This is a genomic window from Streptomyces sp. NPDC029138 (genome assembly GCF_055564375.1).
In genome coordinates this window covers 72322-97585 of the sequence record NZ_JBVHWM010000003.1, presented here as the reverse complement: position 1 = coordinate 97585, position 25264 = coordinate 72322, and the positions used below count along the sequence as shown (strand labels likewise).

25 protein-coding genes and 1 pseudogene are annotated in these 25264 nt (G+C 73.4%); 11 read left to right on the top strand and 15 right to left on the bottom strand.

Features of this window, described 5'->3' with window-relative positions; all coding sequences use genetic code 11:
• Positions 1–22: 22 nt before the first annotated feature.
• Entirely contained in the window at positions 23–421 is a 399-nt protein-coding gene (locus ACZ4WH_RS04425; protein ID WP_468176484.1) for a nuclear transport factor 2 family protein, read from the bottom strand.
• A gap of 79 nt (positions 422–500) precedes the next feature.
• Between ACZ4WH_RS04425 and ACZ4WH_RS04420 the strand changes: the two genes are divergently transcribed.
• The 3 genes from ACZ4WH_RS04420 to ACZ4WH_RS04410 all read left to right on the top strand — a co-directional run bounded on the left by ACZ4WH_RS04420 (position 501) and on the right by ACZ4WH_RS04410 (position 2468).
• Entirely contained in the window at positions 501–1115 is a 615-nt protein-coding gene (locus tag ACZ4WH_RS04420; protein WP_468176482.1) for a PadR family transcriptional regulator, read from the top strand.
• Positions 1116–1142: 27 nt separating this feature from the next.
• The gene (locus tag ACZ4WH_RS04415; protein WP_468176480.1) at positions 1143–1604 is read left to right on the top strand and encodes a hypothetical protein; all 462 of its coding nucleotides are present in this window, start codon (positions 1143–1145) and stop codon (positions 1602–1604) included.
• A 90-nt stretch (positions 1605–1694) separates the two neighbouring features.
• Positions 1695–2468, top strand: a complete 774-nt coding sequence (locus ACZ4WH_RS04410; RefSeq protein ID WP_468176478.1) for a class I SAM-dependent methyltransferase — start codon at positions 1695–1697, stop codon at positions 2466–2468.
• Here ACZ4WH_RS04410 and ACZ4WH_RS04405 read toward each other — a convergent pair.
• From ACZ4WH_RS04405 to ACZ4WH_RS04380, 6 genes are all read right to left on the bottom strand, one after another.
• Positions 2438–3181 carry a GntR family transcriptional regulator gene (locus ACZ4WH_RS04405; RefSeq protein WP_468176476.1) on the bottom strand — a complete coding sequence of 248 codons (744 nt, stop codon included), beginning with the start codon at positions 3179–3181 and terminating at the stop codon, positions 2438–2440. The genes ACZ4WH_RS04410 and ACZ4WH_RS04405 overlap by 31 nt on opposite strands.
• A gap of 152 nt (positions 3182–3333) precedes the next feature.
• The gene (locus ACZ4WH_RS04400; RefSeq protein ID WP_468176474.1) at positions 3334–4533 is read right to left on the bottom strand and encodes a serine hydrolase domain-containing protein; all 1200 of its coding nucleotides are present in this window, start codon (positions 4531–4533) and stop codon (positions 3334–3336) included.
• Positions 4534–4642: 109 nt separating this feature from the next.
• Positions 4643–5611: an acetylxylan esterase gene (locus tag ACZ4WH_RS04395; RefSeq protein ID WP_468176473.1), complete on the bottom strand. Its 969-nt coding sequence runs from the start codon at positions 5609–5611 to the stop codon at positions 4643–4645.
• 226 nt (positions 5612–5837) lie between these two features.
• Positions 5838–6437, bottom strand: coding sequence for an Rv1733c family protein (locus ACZ4WH_RS04390; RefSeq protein ID WP_468176471.1), 600 nt, complete (start codon positions 6435–6437; stop codon positions 5838–5840).
• Positions 6438–6914: 477 nt separating this feature from the next.
• Positions 6915–7670 carry a ferredoxin reductase gene (locus ACZ4WH_RS04385; RefSeq protein ID WP_468176469.1) on the bottom strand — a complete coding sequence of 252 codons (756 nt, stop codon included), beginning with the start codon at positions 7668–7670 and terminating at the stop codon, positions 6915–6917.
• Positions 7663–8268 carry a sulfite oxidase-like oxidoreductase gene (locus ACZ4WH_RS04380; protein ID WP_468176467.1) on the bottom strand — a complete coding sequence of 202 codons (606 nt, stop codon included), beginning with the start codon at positions 8266–8268 and terminating at the stop codon, positions 7663–7665. The genes ACZ4WH_RS04385 and ACZ4WH_RS04380 overlap by 8 nt, the downstream gene beginning before the upstream one ends.
• Positions 8269–8557: 289 nt before the next feature.
• Between ACZ4WH_RS04380 and ACZ4WH_RS04375 the strand changes: the two genes are divergently transcribed.
• Positions 8558–9319: a GNAT family N-acetyltransferase gene (locus ACZ4WH_RS04375; RefSeq protein ID WP_468176465.1), complete on the top strand. Its 762-nt coding sequence runs from the start codon at positions 8558–8560 to the stop codon at positions 9317–9319.
• 33 nt (positions 9320–9352) lie between these two features.
• Here ACZ4WH_RS04375 and ACZ4WH_RS04370 read toward each other — a convergent pair whose 3' ends face one another.
• On the bottom strand, positions 9353–9793 hold the full coding sequence (locus ACZ4WH_RS04370; RefSeq protein WP_468176463.1) for a MarR family winged helix-turn-helix transcriptional regulator: 441 nt from the start codon (positions 9791–9793) through the stop codon (positions 9353–9355).
• Between the two features lie 84 nt (positions 9794–9877).
• On the opposite strand from ACZ4WH_RS04370, the gene ACZ4WH_RS04365 reads away from it, so the two are divergent.
• Both ACZ4WH_RS04365 and ACZ4WH_RS04360 read left to right on the top strand, forming a co-directional pair.
• The gene (locus ACZ4WH_RS04365) at positions 9878–10972 is read left to right on the top strand and encodes an ABC-2 transporter permease (RefSeq protein ID WP_468176461.1); all 1095 of its coding nucleotides are present in this window, start codon (positions 9878–9880) and stop codon (positions 10970–10972) included.
• A 207-nt stretch (positions 10973–11179) separates the two neighbouring features.
• Entirely contained in the window at positions 11180–11965 is a 786-nt protein-coding gene (locus ACZ4WH_RS04360) for a putative protein N(5)-glutamine methyltransferase (RefSeq protein ID WP_468176459.1), read from the top strand.
• Positions 11966–12221: 256 nt separating this feature from the next.
• Here the strand turns inward: ACZ4WH_RS04360 and ACZ4WH_RS04355 are convergent, their stop codons facing one another.
• Positions 12222–14300 (bottom strand): SpoIIE family protein phosphatase, encoded by a 2079-nt coding sequence (locus tag ACZ4WH_RS04355; protein WP_468176457.1) that lies wholly within the window; start codon positions 14298–14300, stop codon positions 12222–12224.
• A 337-nt stretch (positions 14301–14637) separates the two neighbouring features.
• Between ACZ4WH_RS04355 and ACZ4WH_RS04350 the strand changes: the two genes are divergently transcribed.
• Together ACZ4WH_RS04350 and ACZ4WH_RS04345 are read left to right on the top strand one after the other, a co-directional pair.
• Complete coding sequence (locus ACZ4WH_RS04350; protein WP_468176455.1) at positions 14638–15519, top strand: hypothetical protein; 882 nt, start codon at positions 14638–14640, stop codon at positions 15517–15519.
• Between the two features lie 94 nt (positions 15520–15613).
• Positions 15614–15988 (top strand): hypothetical protein, encoded by a 375-nt coding sequence (locus ACZ4WH_RS04345; RefSeq protein WP_468176453.1) that lies wholly within the window; start codon positions 15614–15616, stop codon positions 15986–15988.
• Between the two features lie 78 nt (positions 15989–16066).
• Here ACZ4WH_RS04345 and ACZ4WH_RS04340 read toward each other — a convergent pair whose 3' ends face one another.
• Entirely contained in the window at positions 16067–16531 is a 465-nt protein-coding gene (locus ACZ4WH_RS04340; RefSeq protein ID WP_468176451.1) for a tautomerase family protein, read from the bottom strand.
• A gap of 147 nt (positions 16532–16678) precedes the next feature.
• Here ACZ4WH_RS04340 and ACZ4WH_RS04335 point away from each other — a divergent pair, with 147 nt between their 5' ends.
• Both ACZ4WH_RS04335 and ACZ4WH_RS04330 read left to right on the top strand, forming a co-directional pair.
• On the top strand, positions 16679–18694 hold the full coding sequence (locus ACZ4WH_RS04335) for an NADPH-dependent 2,4-dienoyl-CoA reductase (RefSeq protein ID WP_468176449.1): 2016 nt from the start codon (positions 16679–16681) through the stop codon (positions 18692–18694).
• Positions 18695–18725: 31 nt separating this feature from the next.
• Positions 18726–19271: a PadR family transcriptional regulator gene (locus ACZ4WH_RS04330; protein ID WP_468176447.1), complete on the top strand. Its 546-nt coding sequence runs from the start codon at positions 18726–18728 to the stop codon at positions 19269–19271.
• Positions 19272–19306: 35 nt separating this feature from the next.
• Here ACZ4WH_RS04330 and ACZ4WH_RS04325 read toward each other — a convergent pair whose 3' ends face one another.
• Together ACZ4WH_RS04325 and ACZ4WH_RS04320 are read right to left on the bottom strand one after the other, a co-directional pair.
• Entirely contained in the window at positions 19307–19879 is a 573-nt protein-coding gene (locus tag ACZ4WH_RS04325) for a hypothetical protein (RefSeq protein ID WP_468176924.1), read from the bottom strand.
• Positions 19880–20287: 408 nt separating this feature from the next.
• Positions 20288–21268: a fibronectin type III domain-containing protein gene (locus tag ACZ4WH_RS04320; protein ID WP_468176445.1), complete on the bottom strand. Its 981-nt coding sequence runs from the start codon at positions 21266–21268 to the stop codon at positions 20288–20290.
• Between the two features lie 421 nt (positions 21269–21689).
• On the opposite strand from ACZ4WH_RS04320, the pseudogene ACZ4WH_RS04315 reads away from it, so the two are divergent.
• Positions 21690–22388 (top strand): annotated as a pseudogene (locus ACZ4WH_RS04315) (glycoside hydrolase family 75 protein); the annotation flags it as partial.
• A 565-nt stretch (positions 22389–22953) separates the two neighbouring features.
• Here ACZ4WH_RS04315 and ACZ4WH_RS04310 read toward each other — a convergent pair.
• From ACZ4WH_RS04310 to dhaK, 3 genes are all read right to left on the bottom strand, one after another.
• Positions 22954–23364, bottom strand: a complete 411-nt coding sequence (locus ACZ4WH_RS04310; protein WP_468176443.1) for a PTS-dependent dihydroxyacetone kinase phosphotransferase subunit DhaM — start codon at positions 23362–23364, stop codon at positions 22954–22956.
• A complete protein-coding gene (gene dhaL, locus ACZ4WH_RS04305; RefSeq protein ID WP_468176441.1) occupies positions 23361–23966 on the bottom strand; it encodes a dihydroxyacetone kinase subunit DhaL in 606 nt (201 codons plus the stop codon). Before dhaL ends, ACZ4WH_RS04310 begins: the two co-directional genes overlap by 4 nt.
• A 67-nt stretch (positions 23967–24033) precedes the next feature.
• Complete coding sequence (gene dhaK, locus ACZ4WH_RS04300) at positions 24034–25026, bottom strand: dihydroxyacetone kinase subunit DhaK (RefSeq protein WP_468176439.1); 993 nt, start codon at positions 25024–25026, stop codon at positions 24034–24036.
• Positions 25027–25264 lie beyond the last annotated feature (238 nt).

Here is a 25264-nt window from a genome sequence, read left to right as displayed (position 1 = left end):
CCGTGCCGGTGAGCGCGGCGGTTCACGCCGACCGCGCCTCGGCCTCCTTCGCGATCTGCTCGAACCGCGCGCCCATGGCCTCGCCGAGGGCCTGCGCGCCCGACAGCGGACGGACCATGACCATGAAGTCGTCGATCAGGCCGTCCTCGTTCACATGCAGGAAGTCGCAGCCGGTCAGTTCCCGGTCGCCGATCCGGGCCTGGAAGACCAGCGCGTGGTCCGGGCCGTCCGCGTCGCCGATCTCCCGGACGTACCGGAAGTCCTCGAAGACGTGGACCACCGCGCGCAGCACCGCCGCGGTGATCGCCTTGCCCGGGTACGGCTTGAAGGCGACCGGGCTGGTGAAGACGACGTCCTCGGCCAGCAGTGCCTCGATGGCGTCCAGGTCCCTGGCCTCGACCGCCTCGCGGAACGCGCGCATCGGCTCACCCCACTCGCTCTGTAGTCAACTAATTGAATAGGTGCAGATGAGATTAATCAACGACTGCTAACCTGTCCACATGTCGCTCAAGTACGCCGTCCTGGCCGCCCTGCTGGAGGGCGAGGCCTCGGGCTACGAGCTGTCGAAGGCCTTCGACGTCTCGTTCGCGAACTTCTGGCCCGCGACCCCCCAGCAGCTCTACCGCGAGCTGGAGCGTCTCGCCCAGGACGGACTGGTCCAGGCCCGCACCGTGCAGCAGGAACGCCGGCCCAACAAGCGGATGTTCACACTCACCGAGGCCGGCCGGGCCGAGCTGAGCGCGTTCGCCGCCGAGCCGCCGAAGCGGCCCACCGCGATCCGCGACGAACTCCTCATCAAGATCCAGGCCATGGACGGCGGCGACCCGGACGTCACCCGGGAGCTGATCGAGGAGCGCCTGGGCTGGGCGCGCGGCAAGCTCGACCGCTACCGGCGGGTGCGCGAGCGCCTGCTCGACGGGCGTACGGAGGAGGAGTTCCTGCACACCGCCGACCGCGTCGGGCCGTACCTCACCCTCATGGCCGGGATCGCCTTCGAGGAGGAGAACCTGCGCTGGTGCGAGCGGGTCCTCGCGGTGCTGGAACAGCGCGGCGACGTCGCGTCATCCTGGCCGATCGCTCATCAGGGTGGTGATCGCGGACGGAACGGGTCGTGACCGGGGGCGGTGCGGCACAGTGGGCGGGTGCCTCGCCGACTTCTTCCGTTGCTGGTGGCGGCCCTGGTGACCGTCGCCGGCTGCACCACCGTCAGCTCCGCTCCCACCCCCGACGCCGTCCGCCCCCGGCGCTCCCCCGCCCCCGACACGGTGGTGCGGCCCTCGGTCCTCCAGGAGCCGGTCGGAGCGCCGTCCGGGCACGCGGCGCTGGTCCGCACGGGCCACGGGCCCCGCTCGGCGGCCGGGCGACGGAGCCCCGGGACCGGCCGCGGCCCGGTGCCCGCGGCGCCTCCCCGGGCGGTGGCACCGGCCGCCCCGCCGGTGCGACACCCCCGCCCGGAGCGCCGGTCACCGGTACGACACCCGGTCCGGCGCCCCCGTCCGGCCTCCCGGCCGCCCGCCGCCGTCCACATGCGCGACCTGTGCCGCCAGGCGGACGGCGTGACCACGCCGGAGATCGCGCGGCTGTGCCACGACACCTTCGGCTGAACGCGGGGTCGCGGTCGGCCGGGCCCGCGGTGGAAGCCGGTCGTCGCCCTTTTCGCCCGTCCCGGGACACCGCCGTCATAGGCTGACGTCATGTTCGGTCCCGAAGGCCCCACGCTCCGCGAGCTGGCCGTGCAGGCGCTGTCGTCCGTGGAGCACGGCTACGACCTGCTCGCGCCGAAGTTCGACCACACCCCCTTCCGGACACCCGACGCCGTCCTGGACTCCGTGGCGAAGGCGCTGGCGCCGCTCGGCCCGTTCACGGACGGACTCGACCTGTGCTGCGGCACCGGCGCCGGGACGCGGCTGCTGACCGGACTGTGCCGCCGCAGCGTCACCGGCGTCGACTTCAGCGCCGGCATGCTCGACATCGCCCGGCAGCGGGTACGGCCCACCGACGGGCCCCGGATCGCCTGGGTGCGCGGCGACGCCCGGGCCCTGCCCTTCACGTCCGCCTTCGATCTCGTCGTCTCCTTCGGGGCGTTCGGTCACTTCCTGCCCCGCGAACTGCCCGGGCTCTTCGCCCAGGTCCGCTCGGTGCTGCGACCCGGTGGCCGCTTCGCCTTCCCGGTGTTCGCGCCACCCCGCCCGGCCCACCCCGGCTTCTGGACGCTGCTCGGCTTCGACGCGGTGATGCGGGTGCGCAACGCGCTGTGGCGACCGCCGTTCGTCATGTACTACCGGACCTTCCGGCTCAGCACCGTGCTGCGGGAGCTGGAACGCGCGGGCCTGACGGTCGAGCTGGGCGTCCTGCCCGGGTTCGGCAGGCGAGCCGACGGCAGCCCGCGCGCCCGGCTGGTGGTGGCCGGAAGAACCGGCGCGGCGGCCCTCGGCGGTCAGCCCGCCGCGGGCAGCGTGAACTCGTAGACCAGCGCGTCCCGTTCGGCGTTCACCACCAGGTCGGTGATCTCCAGCGGGCGCGCGTACTGGTCGTGCACCTGCCGGGTCACCCGCACCGAGGAGGCGTCGCCGACCTGGGTGATGGAGTCCCGGTGGTGGAGGGTCAGGCCCGCCTTGCGCATCCAGTCGTAGGCCCGCCGCAGCTGCGCGGGCGTGGCCCCGTCCGCACGCTCCCGGTAGCGGGCCAGCTCCGCCACCTCGGCCAGCGCCACCGCCGAGAACGACGTCACCGCCGCCCGCAGCGACCGGCCGTCCGGCGTCACCGACCGGTAGCGGTGCACCAGCGTCGGCCGGTGCGGGGCCAGGCCCAGCGCCCGCGCATGCTCCGGCGGCGGCTCCTCCCAGGTCACCGTGGCCCGGTCGACCGCATACGTGTCCGCCGACCGCGCCCCCACCGGGAAGGTGAGCGATTCCGCCGTCTCCACCGGCCGGCCGGGCAGCGTGGCGTGGCTGCCCCGCCGGTCGGTGGCGACCACGCCGCTGCGGCGCAGCACCTCCAGCGCCTGGCGGACGGTCTCCCGGCTGACCCCGTAGTGCGCGGCCAAGTGCCGCTCGCCCGGCAGCCGTTCACCCGGCGGAATGGTGCCGTCGCGCAGTTCGTCGAGCAGCAGCGCCGCGATCCGCCCGTACAGGGGCCGGTCGTCGCGGGGCGGGGGATCGTGCGGGGTGGTGCGGGCCATGCCGCGCCCTCCTGTCGGTGACAAGACGTAGCCGTGCGGGTTCGGTGCGCGACCACACTTACCATTGGTCTAAACCACGACGGAAGAGCGGTCTGCCGGTTCGACCGAAATCCACCCGCGCGCACGGCGGCCACCAGCGCCGTGCCGCACGCTCACAAGGCGCTGAAGAGGGCGTCGACCAGCGCCGTTTTCCGTGGATCATTGGCGATGTGCGGCCCCATCCGGTTCATGACGTAGCCCAGCGACACCCCCGCGTCCGGGTCGGCGAGCCCACAGGAACCACCGAATCCGTCATGGCCGAAAGCCTGCGGATTCGGGCCGTACGACCCCTGGGGCCCGCTCAGCCACAGCCCGAGCCCCACCTCGGTCTCGCCCTCGAAACCGGCGCCGAGCGCCAGGTCGCGGCAGCTGCCCTGGCCCTCGCGCACCCGCTCGGCCGCCTCCGGTGACAGGATGCGCCGGCCGCCGTACGAGCCGCGCCCGGCGAAGACGCCGTACAGCCCCGCGACCGCCCGGGCGGTGCCGTGACCGTTGGCCGCCGGGATCTCCGCCGCCCGCCAGGCGGGACTGTTCGCCTCCGCCGCCCCGGCCAGGGGGTTCGTCAGGGCCGCCAGCGCGGCCGGAGCCAACTGGCTGAAGACCGCCGCCTGTTCACTGCGCGACGCGGCCGGCGGATGCACCAGCTCCGCCGCGCGGCCGGCGTCCCGCTCCGGCAGGCCCACCGTGAAGTCGAGCCCGAGCGGACCGGTCACCTCCCGCTCCAGGAAGGCCCCCGGCCGCAGCCCCGAGACCCGCCGCACGACCTCGCCGACCAGGAAGCCGTACGTCAGCGCGTGATACCCGGACCGGGTGCCGGGCTCCCACCAGGGCGCCATGGCCGCGAGCCGCGCGGTGGTCAGCTCCCAGTCGTACAGCTCCTCCAGGGTGTGCGGCTCGCGCAGCCCGGCCAGCCCGGCGCGGTGCGACAGCAGGTGCCGTACCAGCACCTTGTCCTTGCCTTCGGCGGCGAATTCCGGCCAGTAGGCGGCCACCGGCGCGTCCAGGTCGAGCAGTCCCCGGTCCGCGAGGATGTGCGCGCACAGGGCCACGGGCCCCTTGGTGGTCGACCACACGTTCACCACGGTGTCCCGCGCCCAGGGCCGGGTGCGCGCCGCGTCCGCCCAGCCGCCCCAGAGGTCCACCACCGTCTCCCCGCCGACGATGACCGTCACGGCGGCGCCGAGTTCCCCGCGTTCGCGGAAGTTCTCCGCGAACGCCTCCCGCACCGCTGCGAACCGCGGCTCGCAGTGCCCGTGGATCGGTGCGTCCGTCTCCGGTGTCTGCCGGGTCTCCTGGGCTTCGTGCGCGGACATGCGGCCTCCGTCGTCGCCGGGAACCCGGGCCGCGGCACTGCGGCCCGGGCGCTCCGAACATACCGACTGGTCGGACCAGAGGAAAGACCGGCGCCGCCGGCTCCCTCCCTCAGGCGTACGACCGCAGCCAGCGCACCTTCTCCGCCTCCTGGAAGGGACCCCCGCCCTCGTGGTCGTTGAAGTCGTACACCTCGATCGCCTTGTCCTCGTGCGCCCACGCGTTGAACGCCGCGAACACGGTCGACGGCGGGCACGTCTGGTCCTCCAGGGCCGCCGAGAACAGGGCCGGCGCCCGGCCCCGGGCCGCGAAGTGCACCCCGTCGAAGTAGGACAGCGTGCGCAGCACGTCCGCCGAACGCCCGCGGTGCGTCTTCAGGAACAGGCCGATCTCCCGGTACGGGTGCCGGTCCGTCAGGACCGTCGCGCGCGGGAAGTCGCACAGGAACGGCACGTCCGGGGCGACCGCCACCAGGTCCCGGACCAGTCCGCCGACGGCCAGGGCGATGCCGCCGCCCTGGCTTCCGCCGGTCACCGCCGTCCGCGCCGGGTCGGTCAGCGGGTGGGAACGGGCCGCCTCGACCGCGCGCACGGCGTCCGTGAACACCCGGCGGTAGTAGTAGTTCTCCGGTGCGTCGATGCCCCGCGTCATGAACCCGGGGTACGCGGGCGCCGCACCCACCGGGTCCGGCGTGCCGCCTCCGCCGCCCCAGGCGCTGCCCTGTCCCCGGGTGTCCATCGCGAAGTGCGCCCGGCCCGTCGACGCCCACAGCAGGTTCTCGTGCGGCAGGCCGCGCCCGCCGCCGTAGCCGATGAACTCCACGACCAGCGGGAGCGGTTCCGTCACCCCGGCCGGCAGCCGCAGCCAGCCCTTGACGGGGTGACCGCCGAACCCGGCGAACGTCACGTCGTACACCTCGACCGTGGACAGACCGGTCTCCACCGGCTCGAAGCGCGCGTCCAGATCGTGCTCGTGGGCCTGCTGGAGCGTCTTGTCCCAGAAGGCGTCGAAGTCCTCCGGCTCGGTGGACTCGCTGCGGTACGCGCGGAGTTCGTCGAGGGGCAGATCGAACAGGGCCATCAACAACCGCCTTTGTGAAGGGAGACCGCTTCGCCTCACCGTACGTGGGTGATCGGATGACTCGCCAGCGTCAGATGGGGGCGTGGCCCGGGTCCGGTCGCTTCTCCGCAGGGGTCATCGCGGCTGGCCGGGAGATGAGTAAGCGCTTGCTCCATGGGGTGGGCGGGTGACGTTCGACGCTCTCAGTGGTCGGGTCACCCGGCCGCCCACGCCTGGCGGCGGGCCGTCAGGCGCGCGGCTGGGTCCACCGCGGCCCTGTCCGGGCCCACTCCCGCTCCCACTCGGCCAGCCGGTGCCGCAGGGCGATCCGACGCTCGATCGCGTGCCCGAGGAAGACGACGGTCGCCGTGCCGCCCGCCGCGCACAGCCCCACGGTGACGGCGTGCTGCCACACCGCGACGTCGTCCGGAGGCGGCGCCACACTACGGCCCCGGGAGTCGAACCACACCGACACCGGCTCCCCGGAGCGCGTCCCGGCCGGCACCCGGGCCCACGCCGTCCGGACCCCCGTGTCCGGCTCGGTCCAGCGGACCTGGGCGCGGTAGGGCTGCCGGTGATCGCTCTGCGATTCGGTCCGCTGCGCCTCGGTCAGCCGCTGGGACGTGCCGCCGACCACCACGGCCCGCACCTGATGGCGTTCGGCCCGCTGGGCCGCGGCGAGCGCCCGGGCCTGATCGTGCGCGTGCAGGCCCGCGGCCACCCCGACCACGGGGGCGACCACGAACATCAGGACGGCGACCACCAGCACCGTCCAGGCCTCCACGACGTCCGACCGGCGCCGCAGCGGATTGCGCCGCCAGCGCCAGCCACGCACCCGGGTACGCATGTCCACCTCCTCGCCACCGCCGGAGCCGGGGAGCGGGAGGAGCCGGGTCGCCGGTCCACCGCCCCCGCCGCTCACGGGCACGAGCGTCCACACCCGTCTCGTACCCCGTTCGGCGCACCTCGCGCATGCCGCGAACCGCGAGTTCCAGCCCATATGGCGCACGGCACACGCCATGCGCCCCACGATCGCGCGCGGTGCTCCGCGGCGCGACCCGGGCGCTCGGCCAAGCCGCTGGGTCTCGGCCGAACCGCTGTGTCTCGGCGGAACCGCTGGGTCTCGGCGGAACCGCTGGGTCTCGGCGGAACCGCTTGATCCGGGCAGTGCGCTCGGTCTCGCCCGGCGCGCTCGGTGTCAGCCACTCAGCTCGGGCTTTCAGTCGAACCGCTCGGTGTCAGCCCCTCCGCTCGGGTTTGCAGTCGAACCGCTCGGTGTCGCCGGCCCGCTCCGCCTCGGACCACCTCGGCCGGCCCCTCGGGGTCAGCCGAATCGCTCGATCCGGATCCGGTCCACCGGCTGGCCGGCCGCCACCAGCAGGCGGGACGCGTGTTCGGCGAAACCGTTGGACCCGCACACATAGGCCTCCCACCCACCGAGGGGCTGCTCGGCCAGGAGCGGCGCCACATGTGCGGCCGTCATACGTCCCACCGGTACCCCGGTCGGAGCACTGCGGGTGAACACGGGCGTCGTCTCCGCGCCCAGCTCGGACGCGTAGATCAGCTCTTCGGGGCTCCGCGCCGACACCAGCATCCGCAGCGGGACGGTCAGGCCGCGTGCCCGGTGGTGCCGCACCATCGACATCAGCGGTACGACCCCGGAACCGGCCCCGAGCAGCAGCGCGGGCCGGTCGCCCGGCCAGGCGAAGAAGCCGCTGAGCGGGCCCCGCACCTGGACCGTGTCACCGGGCCGGGCCACGGTGTGGAACCAGCCGGAGACCTCGCCGTCCGGCACCCGGTCCAGGGTCAGTTCGATGTGCCCGGAGCCGTCCGGTGCCGACGCGATCGAATAGTGGCGCTGCGCCACATAACCGTCGGCGGCGGTCAGCCGCAGCATCAGGTGCTGGCCCGGCAGATGCCCCGCCCACTCCGGCACCGCCAGCCGGAACGTGGCCGCGTGCGGTGTCTCGCGCCGGATCTCCGTCAGGGTGGCGGTCTGCCACACCGCCGCCGCCTGCTCGCTCACGGCGATCCGCCCGGGCACCGCGAACCGGGTCGCGGAAGTCGTCGTCTCAGTCACCGGAGTACCGCTGCTCCTCCCACGGGTTGCCGCGCGCGTGGTAGCCGTTGCGCTCCCAGAAGCCCGGCTCGTCGTGGTCGAGGAGTGTGATGCCCGCGATCCACTTGGCGCTCTTCCAGAAGTACAGGTGGGGCACCAGCAGCCGCGCCGGGCCGCCGTGCTCGGGCGGCAGCGGTGCGCCGTCGTACTCCCAGACGATCCAGGCCCGTCCGCCGGTGAGGTCGGCGAGCGGCAGGTTGGCGGTGTAGCCCGTGTGGGAATGGGCGACGGCATGTGTGGCGGACCCATGGGGGCGCACCACATGGAAAAAGGCGTCCAGCGAGACGCCGCCGAACCGCACGCCGAACTTCGACCAGCCGGTCACACAGTGGATGTCGCCGTCGTACGCCGACGCCGGCAGAGCGTGCGCGCCGTCCCAGTCCCAGGTGTGCGGGCGCTCGACCAACCCGTCGATGCGGAAGGACCAGTTGGCGGGGGCGAGGTCCGGGGTGACCTCGGCGGACAGGACGGGCCAGTCGTCGCGCGCGTCGTACTGCCCGGGCGGCAATCCCGGGTTGTGGACGCGCGGGCGACCCGTGAAGCCTCGCGTGACGTTCATGGTTCAACCGTACGGTGTCGGCCGGGGTGCTCCGGCCCCCGGCCAGGCGCCCCGGTACGCGCGGCTCATGGCGCCTCGTACGCGCGGCTCATGGTGCCTCGTCGCGCCGCATCGCGGCTCATCGCGCGTCATTGCAGCCGTATGAACTCTGTCCGTGGCCGGGAATACCGGTCCGGCGCCGCTCCTTGCCGCTCAGTGCCGGCTCCGGTGCGCCGGTGACGCGCGAGAGAAGTGAGGAAACGAGGATGCCCCAGGCCCATGTCTCCAGGACCGTGACCGAGGTGGCCGGATGAGTGCCGTGAGCAGCCCGGACGTCCCCGGCCCGGCCCTCGCCGGTGTCCCGCACGTCCTCGACAACCCGGCGCTCGCCTCCCTGACCGGCCCGCACGCCCGCTTCGCCGAGCGGCGCGGCCGGGTGCTGCGCTATCCGGTCGACGTGTCCCCGTGGCTGGCCCTGCCCGACGAACCGGACGCGCGGGACTGGGCGGACCTCGCCGCGCTGGCCGGTCCCGGCGCCGAGGTCCCGCTGCCCGGCTTCCGCGGGGAGGTCCCGCAGGGCTGGGAGATCACCTTCCGGGTCGAGGGCGTGCAGTTCGTGGACAACGGCCTCGCCGCGGCGCCGGACCCGGAGGCGGTCCGCCTCGGCCCGGCGGACGTGCCCGAGATGCTGGACCTGGTGGCGCGGACCCAGCCGGGGCCGTTCCTGCCCCGCACCGTGGAACTCGGCACCTACCTCGGCATCCGACGCGAGGGCGCGCTGATCGCCATGGCGGGGGAGCGGCTGCACCCGCCGGGCTGGACGGAGATCAGCGCGGTCTGCACCGACCCCGCGTTCCGGGGCGAGGGCCTGGCCACCCGCCTGATCCTCGCGGTCGCGCACGGCATCCGGGAGCGCGGGGAGACGCCGTTCCTGCACACCGGTGCCCAGAACACGAACGCCATCCGGCTGTACGAGTCCCTGGGCTTCCGGCTGCGCCGCCGTACGGCGTTCCTCGCCGCCCGGGCGCCGCGGCGGCCGGCGGACGACCGAGCGGCGGTACCGGTGCCGTGATCCGGCGCCGCCCCCAGGGCACGGGCCGCTGCCTCAGTCCGGGGCCGCGCCGCCCGGACCCGCGTTGTACCGCTCCAGATAGGCCGCGAACCGCACCAGGTCCTCCTCCGGCCAGTCCGCGAGCCGTTCCCGGAACGCGGCCCGGCGGCTGCGGGTGACCTGGGCCAGGATCTCCTGGCCGGCCTCCGTCAGATGCAGCACCTGGACCCGGTGGTCCTCCGGGTCCAGTCGGCGCTCGATCAGCCCGGCCCGCTCCAGCGCCGCCACCTGGCGGCTCACCGTGGACTTGTCCAGGGCGTAGTGGGCCGCCAGGTCCGTCGCCCGGCAGCCGCCGCTCTCCTCCAGGTGGCCGAGCAGGGTGTACGACACCAGCGACAGCTCGGGGTGCATGCGGCCCGCCGAGGCTCGGGCCCGGCGGGCGAAGATGGTCATCTCGCGCTGGATCGTCTCGACGGCCGACTCCGCTGCGCTCACGGGAATACCTCCTCCGGCGTTCTAGTTGTATAGTACAACTTGAAGTTAGAGTTGTATAAGCCAACCTTTTGGAGGCCGCGCACGATGAGGTCACCGGCACTGCGCCATGTGCTCACGCACCTGATCACCCCGCTGCTGATGTGCATAGGCATGGGGCTCGCGTACATGGGGGCGTTCGTCACCCCCGAGCCGCACCACCTGCCGGTCGCCGTCGTCGGCACCGCCCCGAAGGCGAAGGTCTTCGCGCACACGGTCAAGGACACTGCGGGGGACAAGCTCGACGTCCGCACGGTCGCCACCCGGGCCGACGCCGTCCACCTGCTCAAGTCCCGCGATGTGACCGGCGCCTATGTGCCGAGCGCCAAGGAGCCCGAGCTGCTGGTGGCGACCGCCGCGTCCGACATGGGTGCCACGGCCGTCGAGAAGGTCTTCACTCCCGTCGCCGCCCAGGAGGGCGTCCCGCTCAAGGTCACCGACGTGGCCGCCCCGGTCGCCGACGACCCCACCGGCCAGGGCCTGTTCTTCCTGCTGGTCGCGGTCAGCATCGGCTCCTACGCCTCGGTCGCCGCGCTCGGCGCCGCGGGCGCCGCCCTCGCGATGCGGGTGCGGGCGCTGCTCGCGCTCGGTGTCTCCGCCGTCGTCGGCGGCATCGGCGCGCTGCTCGCCGGGCCGGTGTTCCACCTCGCCCACCACGACCTCGCGGGCGTCTGGGGGATGGCCTGGCTGTACTCGGCGGGCATCCTCCTCATCGGCGTCGGTCTGCACACGTTCCTGAAGCGGTGGACCACGCTCACCATGATGGTGCTGTTCGTCATGCTGAACTTCACCAGCTCCGGCGGCCTGTTCCGGCCCGAGTTGCAGAACGGCTTCTTCGGCACGCTGCACGCCTTCTGGAACGGCGCCGGCTTCGTCGAGGGCGCCCGCAGCCTGCTCTACTTCGGCGACGACGGCCTCGCCCGCACCGTGTGGACCCTGGTGGCCTGGCTGCTGGCCGGCGTCCTGGTGACCACGGTGGCGGGCCTGTACGAACGCACCCGCGCCGCCCGCCAGGAAGCCGCGCACCCCGGGACCGACGCCGCACCCGCCGTGTCCGAGCCCGAACGGAAGGCCCGGCGGGCCGCCGAGGAGGAGGCCGCGCAGGAGGCCGAGGAAGAGGTCGAGGAGACGGTCGGCGTCTGAACCAGGCGTCCCCGAGGGCCCGTCGGGGACCGTGCGGTAAGGTGACCGTCCGGCCGCGGACGCCCGCGGCTCCGATGACGAGGAGGTGAGACCCATTACCGCTGTGTCGGCTGGGGTGCTCTCTCCTCGTGACGGCGCGGTACACCGGCACCGGTGACCGCGGGAGCGCCCTGAAGGCTTCGCGCTCCCGAAAGGCTCTCGGCTTTCATGCCCACTCCCGTACCGTTCTCCCCGTCCGCCGTCGTCTCCGCGTTGCGCGCCGCAGGGTGCGTCTTCGCCGAGGACGAGGCCGAGTTGATCCTCGCCACCGCTCGCACACCCGAGGAGGCGGCAGACATGGTGGACCGGCGCGCCGCCGGGCTGCCGCTCGAACAGGTCCTCGGCTGGGCCGAGTTCCACGGACTGCGCGTCACCGTGGAACCAGGGGTGTTCGTTCCCCGCCGCCGTACCGAGTTCCTGGTCGACCAGGCGCTGGCCGCCGTACCGGACGCGACCGTCGTCGTGGACCTGTGCTGTGGTTCCGGCGCGCTCGGCGCGGCGCTGGCCGCCGCACTGCACGGGGCCGAGGTGCACGCCGCCGACATCGACCCGGCCGCCGTGCGCTGTGCCCGCCGCAATCTCGCCGCGTACGGCGGCCGGGCCCATCAGGGCGACCTGTACGACGCCCTGCCCGCCGGACTGCGCGGCCGGGTGGGTGTCCTGACCGCCAACGTGCCCTACGTACCCACCGCCGACGTGCCCCTGCTGCCGGCGGAGGCCCGCGAGCACGAGCCCCTGGTGGCGCTGGACGGCGGCGCCGACGGACTCGACGTGCTGCGCCGGGTGGCCGCCGGAGCATCCGAGTGGCTCACCCCCGGCGGCTGTCTGCTGACCGAGACCAGCGAACGCCAGGCACCGGCCGCCGTACGGGCCTTCGCGGACGCGGGCCTGACGACCCGTCTGGCGGTGAGCGAGGACCTGTACGCGCACGTGGTGATCGGCGTACGTCCCTAGCCTCCCGGTCCGGCGGGACCGGCAGTGCCCGTGCTCTGCCCGGGACGACCCCCGCGAGGTAACGCGAGGAGTACGGCTCGGGCCCGCGGCCCGCGTGGCCCTGAGCGGCGGTGGCGGCATCGAGCGGGCGATGCCGCGGCCCACCGCGGGCGCCGCGAAGGCGGCCCGCGTCCACTCCGTGCGCAATCCCGAGAAGCTCGTCCGTATGGAGCGGGAACCCGTCGTGCGCCGCTGAATCCCGAGGTCGCAGGAGCCGCTACGGCAGCTCCTGGGCCCGGGCGATGAGCAGGGCCACGTCGTCGTGGTTGTCCGGGTGGTGCAGCGTGCGCAGCAGGAGGTCGCAGGCCTCCTCCAGCGGGCGGGCCGGGTCGTCGAGCAGGGACAGCAGAGAGGCGAGGCGCTCGTCCAGCGAGTGCCGGCGGGTCTCCACCAGTCCGTCGGTGTAGAACACCAGCTCGTCGCCCGGTTCGAAGTCGACCGTGACGGTGGAGAAGCCGACTCCGCCGACCCCCAGCGGCACCCCGGTGGGCAGGTCGAGCAGCTCCGCCGGGCGTCCGGGCCGTACCCGGACCGGCGGCAGATGGCCGGCGTTGGCGATCCGGCACTGCCGCAGATGCGGGTCGTGGACGGCGTACACGCAGGTCGCGATCGAGTGGTTCAGAGCCGACGTCGTCTTGTCCAGGTGCTCCAGCAGCCGGGCCGGGTCGAGATCGAGGGCGGCCAGGGTGGTCGTCGCGGTGCGCAGCCGGCCCATCGTGGCGGCGGCGCTGATGCCGCTGCCCATCACGTCACCGACGACGAGCGCGGTCTTGTCCCCCTCCAGCGGGATCACGTCGAACCAGTCCCCGCCGACCTCGCTGGTGGCGCCCGCCGGCTGGTAGCGGGAGGCCACCTCCAGACCCGTGGTGACCGGCGGATGGCTGGGCAGCAGGCTGCGTTGCAGGGTGAGCGCGGTGTTGCGGGCGTTCTGGTACCAGCGCGCGTTGTCGATCTGCACGGCCGCGCGGGCGGCCAGCTCTCGCGCCAGCAGGACGTCGTCCTCGTCGAAGGGCGCCGGATTGCGGGTCCGTTTCAGGTCGAGCGCGCCCAGCACCTCGCCGCGCGCGATCAGCGGCACCGCGAGATACGAGTGCAGACCCGCCTGGCCGAGCAGCACAGCCGCCTCGGGGGAGCGGGCGATGCGCGGCAGGTCCTCGTCCTTCACCTGCGGCACCAGCACCGCGTCGCCGCTGCGCACGCACTCGGTGACCAGGCGGTCGGGCGCGTACCGGGCGATCTGGCCGGGCGGGTCGGCGGCCAGCACCGCCTCCGAGCCCTCCGCCGGACGGACCGCGAGGGCCCGGATCACCGCGGACTCCGAGGGACCCAGGGTGCTGCGCCGGCCCTCGGCCACCGCCTCCAGCAGGTCCACGGCGGCCACGTCCGCCAGTTCCGGCACGGCGACCTCGGCCAGCTCGCAGGCGGTGCGCTCCAGCTCCAGCGTCGTACCGATCCGGGCGGAGGCGTCCGCGATGACCGCGAGCCGGCGCCGCGCGGCCTCCCTCTCCACCGAGGCCCGGTGCTGCTCGGTGATGTCGGCCATCGAGACCGCCACCCCGAGCACGTTGCCCATGGCGTCCTCCAGCCGGTACAGCGAGTGCGACCAGGTGTGGTCCGCGTCCGGGTCGGCGGGGGTGCGGCCGATGAGCGTGGCGTCGATCACCGGTACGCCCGTCTCCAGCACCCGCCGGGCGGCGGCCTCCAGGGACTCGGCGTCCAGCCTCGGCAGCACCTCGTGCAGCGTCCGGCCCACGTGTCCGGCGGCCGGCACCCCGTTCATCTTCTCCAGGGCCGGGTTGACCGAGACGAACCGCAGCTCGATGTCCAGGACGGCATAGCCGATGGGTGACTGCTTCACCATCCGCTCGGACAACGCCACGTCCTGCTCCAGCCGCCGTACGGTCGACTGGTCGGCGGCGAGCCCGAGCGCGTACACGTCCCCCTGGTCGTCCATCAGCCGCATGTTGCGGAACTCCACCAGACGGGTGCTGCCGTCCTTGTGCCGGACCGGGAAGCCGCCGGCCCAGCTCTGCCCGGTGCGCATCACGTCGGCGAAGAGCTTGCCGACCAGCTGGATGTGCCGTTCGTGGACCATCAGCCGGGCGGCGTACTGGCCGAGGGCCTCCTGCGCGGTGTAGCCGAACAGCTCCTCCGCCTGCGGGCTCCACAGGACGATCCGGCCGTTGGTGTCGAGCACCACCGACGCCACGCCCAGGACGTCGAGCAGGCCGCCCGGAGGCACCGGCCCACGCGCCGGTTCGCCGCTCTCCGTCGCCGGAGCCTCGGGTGCACTCATGCCACGCACCGCCTTCGCCCGTCCGCACGGCACGCCGTCCCCCGTGCCGACTCCCCTTGTTCTACCGCGCTCACACCCGACTCTCCGACGCCTTCGCCGCCTACCTCCACCATCTCTCAACACGGCGCGGCCGTCCGCCGAAGCCGTCACGACGGCCGTGCGCGCGATGCCGGACCTCCTGCCGAGACCGTACAGCGCGGTCCCGCGGGCCGTGAGAGTTCACGCTCATGTTGCTCGATTGGTCTGTACATGACCACGACGCCACGCCAGACTGTCCGCCGACCGAGTGTCCCCGCCCGCTCACCCTGGGTCCTCACCCCTGTCAGAGGAGTCGGCCATGCCCGCGTCCGCCCGGCAACGTTGTCACGCAGTTCTCGCCGGACTCGTCACCCTCGCCACAGCCGCCGTCGTGTCGCTCGCCGCAGCCACGCCCGCCGGGGCGGCCGACATCTGGACCGAGACCGGCTCCGACCGCGCCGACCCGCTGACCGAGAGCCAGGGGCTGACCTCGGTGGAGGTCCCGGCGAACAGCCCCAACCGCTACACCGGCATCGGCACCATCCCCCTCGGCGTCTCCAGCCGCGGCTGGAACCACGTCGGCGACCCCGACGCCTCGTACAACGGCTACTACATCGAGCCCTACCAGCAGGACTCCGGCAACTCCAAGATGTTCCGCGTACAGGCGCCCGGCGGCGCCTGGTCGGAGTACGTCCACACGCTGAGCGCGGGCGAGGCGCTGAACAACTCGTGGGTCGCGATCTCGCCCGACGGCCAGTGGATGCTGTCCGGGGAGTGGGGCACGATGACCCGGCTGCTGGTCTTCCCGACCCCGGGCGTCAACCCGGCCACCTCGCCCTCGGCGAACCTCCCGCAGGCCTCCACCGTCCGCCTGGACCACGCCGTCCGTGACGTCCAGGGCTGCGACTTCTCCGGCCCGACCACCCTGCTGTGCTCCTCCGACGACCCGGAGGGCAGCCTGTTCGGCCTCACCAAGCCGCTGCTCCAGATCGACCTGTCGGCCGCGCCGAACGGCACGGCGGACGTCTCCGGCCATGTCACGGCCCTGCGGCAGCTGCCGCTGCGCAGCTCCTGCTCGGGCACCTTCGAGGCGGAGGGCATCGACTACGACCGCCGGAGCGGCACCCTGCGCGTGATCGTGGTCTCGCCGGGCTTCTGCGTGCTGACGGACAGCAAGACGTACAAGTTCTCCCGCGGCTGAGGTGTGCCCGGCGGCCGGTGGTGCTTTGCTGAGGATGGATGCGGTTCGGCGGGGTACCCCGTTCCACCGCAGCGCGGCCACGAAAGGAGCGATCATGGCAGACACGGAGCGGTCGCATCCGGAAACCGTCTCGGTGGAGATCAGCGGCTATTCCAAGGACGACGCCCGGCTCGTCTTCGAAGCGCTCAGCGCCTGCTTCGCCTCCGACCGGGCGCCCGAAGAGGTTCCGCAGCAACTCCACGAGACACGTCCGATGGTGTGGCTCGGCACGTACGACGTCTCGGACGCCCGGGGCGGGGGCTGCCCGCCGGTCCACCTCGACTCGGCCGTCCAGGCGGACGTGCAGGGCAGCTACTGGGCGGTGGACCGGTTCCGCAGCACCCTGGACTCGATGTTCACCGTGCAGGAGACCTGCACGGCCTCCGGCGACCAGGAGCGGGACCTGCACCTGCGCCTGGAAAGCCGCTGAAGCGCTTCGGCCGCTGAGCCGCTTCGGCCACTGAAGTGGCGTCAGCCGCTGAAGTCGCGCCAAATGGCTGAAGTCGCGTCAACTGCTGAAGCCCTCGCGCAACGCCCCGGCCGGCTCCTCGCCGGCCGGGGCGTACTGCGCCAGGCCGTGGCCGAAGGACCAGTCGGCGTCGCCGTTCTCGGTCAGCGTCACCAGTACGTTGCGCGGCTCGGTGCCGGTGCGCTCGTGCACCAGCTCGGCGATCCGCCGGTACACCGCCCGCTTGCGGTCGGCGCCGCGCCCGGCGCGCAACGTGATCGCGACGAACACCACCGCGTCGTCCCGGCGCACACCGGGGTAGTCGCCGTAGCGCAGAGTGCTGGTGACGCCGTCGTGGCCGGTCAGCACCTGGAAGCGGTCCTCGGGCGGCACGCCGAGCGTCTCCACCAGGGCGTCCTGGACGGCCTGGCCGAGCGCGTCGAGGCGGGCGGGGTCGGTGCCGAGCGTGTCGATGCGGACGAAGGGCGTCAGGAGCGTCCTTTCGGGTTCACCGCGCTGGTTCACCGCGCTGGGTCCATCGGTCCAGTGGGTGTACATACTAGTAGGTACAGAGGTGGCCGGTGTCACCCTCGGCTGGTTGTGCAACTAGTTGCATAAAGGCGGGGGCTTCCTCTACAACAAGGGGTGACGACACCGCGTACGGAGGGCCCGATGAGCCGTTACCCGCACCTGATGACCCCGCTCGACCTGGGCTTCACCACGCTGCCCAACCGCGTGCTCATGGGCTCGATGCACGTCGGCCTGGAGGAGGCCGAGCGCGGCTTCGAGCGGATGGCGGCGTTCTACGCGGCCCGCGCGCGCGGGGGCGTGGGGCTCATCGTCACCGGCGGCATCGCGCCCAACGAGGAGGGCCGGCCGTACGAGGGCGGGGCCATGCTCACCACCGAGGCCGAAGCCGAGCGGCACCGGACCGTCACCGAGGCCGTGCACCGCGAGGGCGGCCGGATCGCGATGCAGATCCTGCACTTCGGCCGCTACGCCTACCACCAGGACCTCGTCGCGCCGAGCCCGCTCCAGGCGCCCATCAGCCCCTTCGTGCCCCGCGAGCTGAGCGACGCCGACGTCGAGCGGACCATCGAGGACTACGCCCGCGCCGCCCGCCTCGCCCGGCAGGCCGGCTACGACGGCGTCGAGATCATGGGCTCCGAGGGCTATCTGATCAACGAGTTCATCGCCGCGCAGACCAACCGGCGCACGGACCGCTGGGGCGGCTCGTACGAGAACCGGACGCGGTTCCCCGTCGAGATCGTCCAGCGGGTGCGCGAGGCCGTCGGCGAGGACTTCATCGTCATCTACCGGCTGTCCATGCTGGACCTGGTCCCGGGCGGCTCCTCGCTGGACGAGGTGATCGCGCTCGGCAAGGCCGTCGAGGCCGCCGGGGCCACGATCATCAACACCGGCATCGGCTGGCACGAGGCCCGCATCCCCACCATCGCCACCTCCGTGCCGCGCGGCGCCTACACCTGGGTCACCAAGAAGCTCATGGGTGAGGTCTCCGTGCCCCTGGTGACGACCAACCGCATCAACACCCCGGAACTCGCCGAGGAGCTGCTGGCCGAGGGCTGCGCCGACATGGTCTCCATGGCCCGGCCGATGCTCGCCGACCCCGACTTCGTCGCCAAGGCCGCCGCCGGCACCCCGGAGGCCATCAACACCTGCATCGGCTGCAACCAGGCCTGCCTCGACCACACCTTCAGCGGGCAGATCACCTCCTGTCTGGTCAACCCGCGCGCCTGCCACGAGACCGAGCTGGTCCTCGCGCCGACCCGGCTGAAGAAGCGCGTCGCCGTCGTCGGCGCGGGACCGGCCGGCCTGGCCTGTGCGGTGAGCGCCGCCGAACGCGGCCACGAGGTCACCCTCTTCGACGCCGCCAGCGAGATCGGCGGACAGCTCAACGTCGCCCGCAAGGTGCCCGGCAAGCAGGAGTTCGACGAGACGCTGCGCTACTTCCGCCACCAGCTCGACGCCCACGGCGTCGACGTACGCCTCGACACCTGGGTCACCGCCGGGACCGTGGCCGACTACGACGAGGTCGTCGTCGCCACCGGCGTCACCCCACGCACCCCCGACATCCCCGGCGTCGACCACCCCCGCGTCCTCGGCTACCTCGACGTGCTGCGCGACAACGCCCCCGTCGGCGACCGCGTCGCCGTCCTCGGCGCCGGCGGCATCGGCTTCGACGTCGCCGAGTTCCTCACCGACGGCGGCGACAAGGCGAACGAGGACCCGGAGACGTACTTCCGCCACTGGGGCGTGGACATGACCTACCGGGCGCCGGGCGGGCTCGCCGCCCCGGAGCGGCCCGCACCGCCCCGCCAGGTCCACCTGCTCCAGCGCAAGACCAGCAAGGTCGGCGCCGGACTCGGCAAGACCACCGGCTGGATCCACCGCACCGAGCTGAAGCACCGGGGCGTGACCATGGTGCCGGGCGTGCGCTACGACCGGATCGACGACACCGGGCTGCACATCACCGTCGGCGAGGAGAGCACGGTCCTGGAGGTCGACACGGTGGTGCTCTGCACCGGCCAGGAGCCGCGCCGGGAGCTGTACGAGACGCTGGTGGCCGCCGGGCGCAGCGCGCACCTGATCGGCGGCGCCGATGTCGCGGCCGAGCTGGACGCCAAGCGGGCGATCAAGCAGGGCACGGAGCTGGCGGCGGCGCTGTAGGGGCCCGCGCGCGCGTCCCTAGGATGAGCCCATGTCACTCCCGCACGCGATCCTCACCGCCCTGCTGGAAAAGCCGTCGTCGGGGCTGGAGCTGACCCGCCGGTTCGACAAGTCGATCGGCTACTTCTGGTCCGCGACGCACCAGCAGATCTATCGCGAGCTGGGGAAACTGGAGGCCGAGGGCTTCATCCGCACGCTGCCGGCCGCGCAGCCGGCCCGCGGGCAGAAGAAGAGCTACGAGGTCCTGCCCGCGGGCCGCGCCGAACTGGCCCGCTGGACCGCCGCCGCGCAGGACCCGAAGACCATGCGGGACCCGCTCCTGCTGCGGCTCCGCGCGGCGGCCGTGGTCGGCACCACGGGTCTGGAGGCCGATCTGCGCCGCCATCTGGACCTGCACCGGCGGCAGTTGGCCGAGTACCAGGAGATCGAGAAGCGGGACTTCCCGCCGGACCGGGACGCCCCGGAGGACCGGCTGCGCCACCTGGTCCTGCGGGCGGGCATCGACCTGGAGACCTTCTGGACCCAGTGGCTCACGCACGCCCTGGCGGAGTTCGCCGACCTGCCGGACGCCGACTGAGGGCCGCTCAGCGCCGGTACGGCTGTGACGACCGCTCAGAGTCGGTACGGCTTCGAGCGGCGGCGCAGAATCCAGGCCGTGGCGACGACCCCGGCGCCGACCAGGGTCCCGCCGACGCCCAGGGTCAGCGGACCGTAGTCGCGGGCGGCGCCGCCGAACCCGCCCATCACGCCCCGGGACGGTGCCGGGCTGGACGTCGAGGAGATCGTCGGCCTCGCGGGGGCGGGCGTGGGCACGGCCGCGGGTGCGGACGCGGACGCGGACACGATCACCGACTGGCTGCCCGCGGTGCTGCCGCTGGAGCAGACCACCACCACGGTGTACGTCCCCGGGCTCACCCCCGTCCAGGCCGCGGACTGGCTGACGGACGTGCCGGACAGGGCCACCTGCCGGCCCTGGGCGAAGTTCGCCTGCCGGCTGGTGAGCAGGGCGGCGGTACCCCAGGTGCCGTTGATCTGGGTGCAGGCGCTGGTGACCACGGACACCGTGGTGCCGCTGGTGCTGACGGAGATGCCCGAGACCGCGGCGGACGGCCCGGCGAGCGCGGCCGGGAGGGCGGCGGCCGCCAGGGTCAGGCCGGATCGGAGCAGAAGTCGCGAGGTGTGCATGGGCTGGCCTCCGGCGGCACGGCCGGCGGTACGTCCCATGCGCCGCCGAGGGTCGGGAAACGTCCGTGCTGCCTGAACCGCAGCCAACGCGTCCCCGGGCCCACCCGCATGCGGACGGACCCGATCGGGTGACGCATTCCTCCACCCGGCGCACGCGACGCCGCCGCCCCGGCGCGCTGGGTCGGCGGCTCCTGGTGAAGGTGGCGGGGCCGCGTCGGGTTGGCTGCTCGTGGTCAGGATGGCGGCGTACGCCCGATCGGCTGCTCGTGGTCACGGTGGGGGAGCGCGCCGGGCAGCCGTCCGTGGTCATGCCGGCCGGTTGCGTCGGGTCGGCTGCCCGGGATCGCCTCGGGCCGTATGCGTCGGTCGGCTGTCAGTCGTCCGTTGTTTCCCCGGCCCCTTTCCCGGTCAGCCCCCCGTGGTCACCGTCCGCTCCGGCGACCAGCCGCCCCAGGTGCCGTCCGGCAGTCGGGCTCGCAGTCGTACCCCGTGTTCTTCCCCGGCGGCGGTGCCCACGTAGAAGCTGTGGCGTGCCCGGCCTCGCGGTGGTGTGCCGCCCCAGACGAGGGAGGTGGTCGCGGTGCGGTCCAGTTGGATCTGGTACTCGGTGATCACCCCGTCCGTGCGCGGCGGGTCCCAGGCCAGGTCGATGGAGTAGGCCTTGCCGGAGCGGTGGGTGGCGGCGGTGAACCCGGTGGGAGCGGTGTTCCGGCCGTCGTCGCTGCCCGGCGTGGTGAGGCGGACCGGTGCGCCGGCGGGGGAGAGGTTGTCGGCGGCGTCCCGGGCCCGGACGGTGAAGACGTAATGACTGCCGGGTCGCAGGCCGGTGACGACGGTGGCGGTCTGGTTCCCGCCGACGCTGTGGATCTTCACCCCGCCCTGGTAGACGTCGTACGACAGCACGCCCCGGTCGTCCCGGGACGCGCCCCAGGACAGCTGGACCGCGCGGCTGCCCACGGCCCGCCCGGTGGTCGTCGGCGGCCGCGTCGGTGCCGAATGGTCCGCCGCCACCGCGGCCGGCGTCCGGGCCCGCACCGCCCGGCTCGGCGGGCCCAGCCTGCCCGCGTCGTCCCGGGCCCGCACGGTGAAGGCGTACATGGTGGACGGCCTGAGCCTGGTGACGTCCACCATGTGCTGCGAACCCGGTACTTTCGCCACCTTGGTGGGGCCGCGATAGACCTCGTAGGTGCGGACACCGGAGCCGTCCGGTGCCGCGTTCCACATCACGTGCACGCTCGTGGCGCTGCCCGCCGCGGCGGTGACCCCGGCGGGGGCGCCGGGCACCCGGCCTTCGCCGCCGTCGCCGTCGTCGGCCCGGCTCCAGCCGCAGGACGCGACCAGCAGCAGCGACCCGCAGACCAGTACGAGCGGAACGGGAACGCGTCGCACGGCTCTGCCTCCCCCGGACGGCCTCGGCATCACGTAAAGGTCCGGACCAATATGGCCCCGCCGGTGCGGCCACAGCAAGGGGGCCGCATTGGTGACCATCCCCGGACGTTACGTATGCTGAGCGTCCCTACGGCTGAACTACCCAAGAGGGCAGGGAAGTTCATGCCTGTGGCGCGGACACGCTGTCGTCGCCGATCCCGCGCCGGCGCGGGTGGCCGGGGGATCCGGGTCGGTACCCGGTCCGGATCCCCGGCCCCTGTTGTCTCCGCCGAGCCCCGCGATCGCGCTCAGTGTCCCCTTATGGAGTGTCAGAAGCGTGCTCCATCCGGCCCCTTCGCGGCGGCCCCCGTGGCCATGCGCCCGGAGCCGCACCACAGTGTGCTGGATGTCCGCCTTGTCCCCGACGAGAGGGTCCCTCATCGTGCGTGTCCCGTCGCTGATCCTGGCCGCGGCCGGCGCCGCCCTGATCGCCCCGGCGGCGCTGCCCGCCCCGGCCACCGCCGTTCCGCCCCGAGAGCGGCCCGCGGCCCGGGACGAGGGCGGGGTCACCGCCGCCGACCTGCTGGCCCGGACCGGCGCGTGCACCGAGCTCTCCCGGGGCCGGTACCGCACCGACGCCGGCAGCCCCGCGACCGTCCCCGTCTGCGGCACCCGCGAAGCCGTCTTCTGGAAGGCCGACCTGGACGTCGACTGCGACGGCCGGCCGACCACCCACTGCAACTTCCAGACCGACCCCCTGTTCGCCCCCACCACGGCCTTCCAGCAGTCCGACGGCCGCCATCTGAACGCGGAGACGCTGCCCTACATCGTGGTTCCCGCGCCGAGTTCCCGCTGGGACTACCGTGCGCACGGCGTCGAGGGCGGCTCCGTGGCGGCCGTCATCCACGGCGACCGGGTGCAGTACGCCGTCGTCGGCGACACCGGCCCGAGCGACCTCATCGGCGAGGCCTCCTACGCCACCGCCCAGGGCCTCGGTATCGACCCGGACCCGCTCACCGGCGGGGCGCCCGACGACGTGACCTACATCGTCTTCCGGGACTCCCGGGTCACGCCGATCGAGGACCAAGCGGCGGCGGTGGCGACGGGGGAGCGGCTGGCCAGACAGTTCCTCGCGAACGACGACCGGCCGGCCCGGGGCACCCCAGACCGTCACCACTCCGGCCCGGGTCCGCGCCCCGGGAATCCCGCCGATCAGAGGTCGCCCCGGTCCGCGAACCCCGCCGATCAGGGGTCGCCCCGCTCCGGGAAACCTTGGCGACCACTGGCCGGCCCCGTCCCGGAAGCCGGAACGCGCCACTGGCCAGTCCGGACGGGGCACCCCGCGCTCACAGGCGTCGCCTTGGGATGGGAAGCCTGAGCCGACTGCGACTGCGACTGCGACTGGCCGGCTCGGTCCGGGAATCCTGAACGCGCCACTGGCCAGTCCGGACGAAGCACCCCGCGCTCACAGGCGCCGTCCCGGTAGGGGAAGCCCGAGCCGACCGCGACTGGCCGGCCCCGTCCGGGAAACCTGAACGCGCCACTGGTCAGCCCGGACCGGGCACCGCGCGCGTCCAGGGGTCGGCCCGGAGGGCAGCCCGTGCCTCCAGGCGTCGGTTCGGTCCGGGAAGCCTCGACCGACTGCCGGTGGCCGGCCCGCTCAGGGAAGCCCGGCCCGGTCACTGACCGGGCCGGGCACCCCGGCGTCACACCTTCCGGTAGCTGTACGCCTCCGCCGCCGCGGCCTCCACCGCGTCCAGGTCGGCCCCCGCGGCGGAGGTGACCACGGCGGCCACCGCGCCCTCCACGAACGGCGCGTCCACCAGGCGCGTGCCGTCCGGCAGTTCGTCGCCCTCGGCGAGCAGCGCCTTCACCGTGAGCACCGCGCTGCCCAGGTCGGTGAGGACCGCCACCCCGGCCCCCCGGTCCACCGAGGCCGCCGCGGCGGAGATCAGCTCGGCGCTGGTGCCGAGCCCGCCGCCCTCGGTGCCGCCCGCCGGGGCCACCGGCACCGCGGTCGCTCCGCCCGCCAGACCCTTGGCCAGCTCGGCGACCGAGGCGGCCACCTCCGCGCTGTGTGACACCAGCACGATTCCGACCAGCTTCTCCTCACTCACTGCTCCGCCTCCGCCGTGTCGGCCAGCGCGGCGATCAGCAGCGCCGACGAGGTCGCCCCCGGGTCCTGGTGGCCGATGCTGCGCTCGCCCAGATAGCTCGCCCGCCCCTTGCGGGCCTGCAACGGCGTGGTGGCCTGCGCGCCCTCCTCCGCGGCGGCCCGCGCGGCGGCGAACCCGGCCCCGAGCGCGTCCACGGCCGGCACCAGGGCGTCGATCATGGTCTTGTCGCCGGGTGCCGCCCCGCCGAGCGCCATCACCCCCTCCACGCCCGCGCGCAGCGCCGAGGCCAGCTGCTCCTCGCCGACCTCGGCGGCATCGCCGAGCGCCTTGCCGGTCCGGCGCAGCAGGGTGCCGTACAGCGGTCCGGACGCACCGCCGACCGTCGAGATCAACTGCCGCCCGGCGAGCGTCAGGACGGCACCCGGGGTGTCCGGTGCCTCCTTCTCCAGGGCGGCCGTCACGGCCGTGAACCCGCGTTGCAGATTGCTGCCGTGGTCCGCGTCCCCGATGGCCGAGTCGAGGGCGGTGAGCCGTTCCGCCTCGCGGCCGACGGACGCGGCGGCCGTCGTCATCCAACGACGGAAGAAATCGGCGTCGAGCACTGGATCTCCTTGCGTGGTAGGGCTGTCGGCCGTTGGGCCGGGATCGGTCGCCGGGTGCTGCGCCGGATCACATCCCCCAGCGCAGCGCCGGGGTCTTCACCGGCGCGTCCCACAGCCGCAGCAGTTCCTCGTCGGCCTGGCACAGCGTCACCGAGGCGCCCGCCATGTCCAGCGAGGTCACGTAGTTGCCGACGAGGGTACGGGCCACGGCGACACCGCGTTCCCGGAGCACCCGCTGCACCTCCGCGTTGAAGCCGTACAGTTCCAGCAGCGGCGTCGCGCCCATGCCGTTGACCAGCACCAGGACCGGGCTGCGCGGCGGCATGTCCTCCAGGATGGCGTTGACCGCGAAGTCGGCGATCTCCCCGGAGGTCATCATCGGGCGCCGCTCGCGGCCCGGCTCGCCGTGGATGCCGATGCCCAACTCCAGCTCCCCGTCCGGCAGATCGAAGGTCGGGCTGCCCTTCGCCGGGGTCGTTACGGCGCTCAGGGCCACGCCGAAGCTGCGGGAGTTCTCGTTGACCTGGCGGCCGATGGCCTCCACGCGCTCCAGCGGCTGCCCCTCGGCCGCGGCGGCGCCCGCGATCTTCTCCACGAAGAGCGTCGCGCCGGTGCCCCGCCGGCCGGCCGTGTAGAGGCTGTCGGTGACCGCCACGTCGTCGTCGACGAGCACCTTGGCGACCTGGATGCCCTCGTCCTCGGCCAGCTCGGTCGCCATGTCGAAGTTGAGCACGTCGCCGGTGTAGTTCTTCACCACGAACAGCACTCCGGCGCCGCTGTCCACGGCCGCCGCGGCACGCGCCATCTGGTCGGGCACCGGCGAGGTGAACACCTCTCCGGGGCAGGCGGCGGACAGCATGCCCGGACCGACGAACCCGCCGTGCAGCGGCTCGTGCCCCGAGCCGCCGCCCGACACCAGGGCGACCTGCCCGGCCACGGGGGCGTCACGGCGGGCGATCACCCGGTTCTCCACGTCCACGTTCAGGTCCGGATACGCGGCGGCCAAACCGCGCAGCGCGTCCGCCACGACGGTCTCCGGGACGTTGATCAGCATCTTCATGCGTATCTCCTCGTGAGCTTGGCGCTTGCGCCCAGGACCCGCGTCTTCGCAGGTCACCGGCGTTGAGGGCGGTTCTTGACGTGGGCGGTTCGGTGCGGTCGGAGACGGGTGGTGGCGGGGCTGTCGCTGACTCCATGCTGACTACGGTGACGGGACGTCAGGTGCTGACGGCCGCCCGATCGAGGAAGCCGCCCGTCCCGTCTACTGGAAGTATCGACCTTGCGGCGGCGAAGGTCAC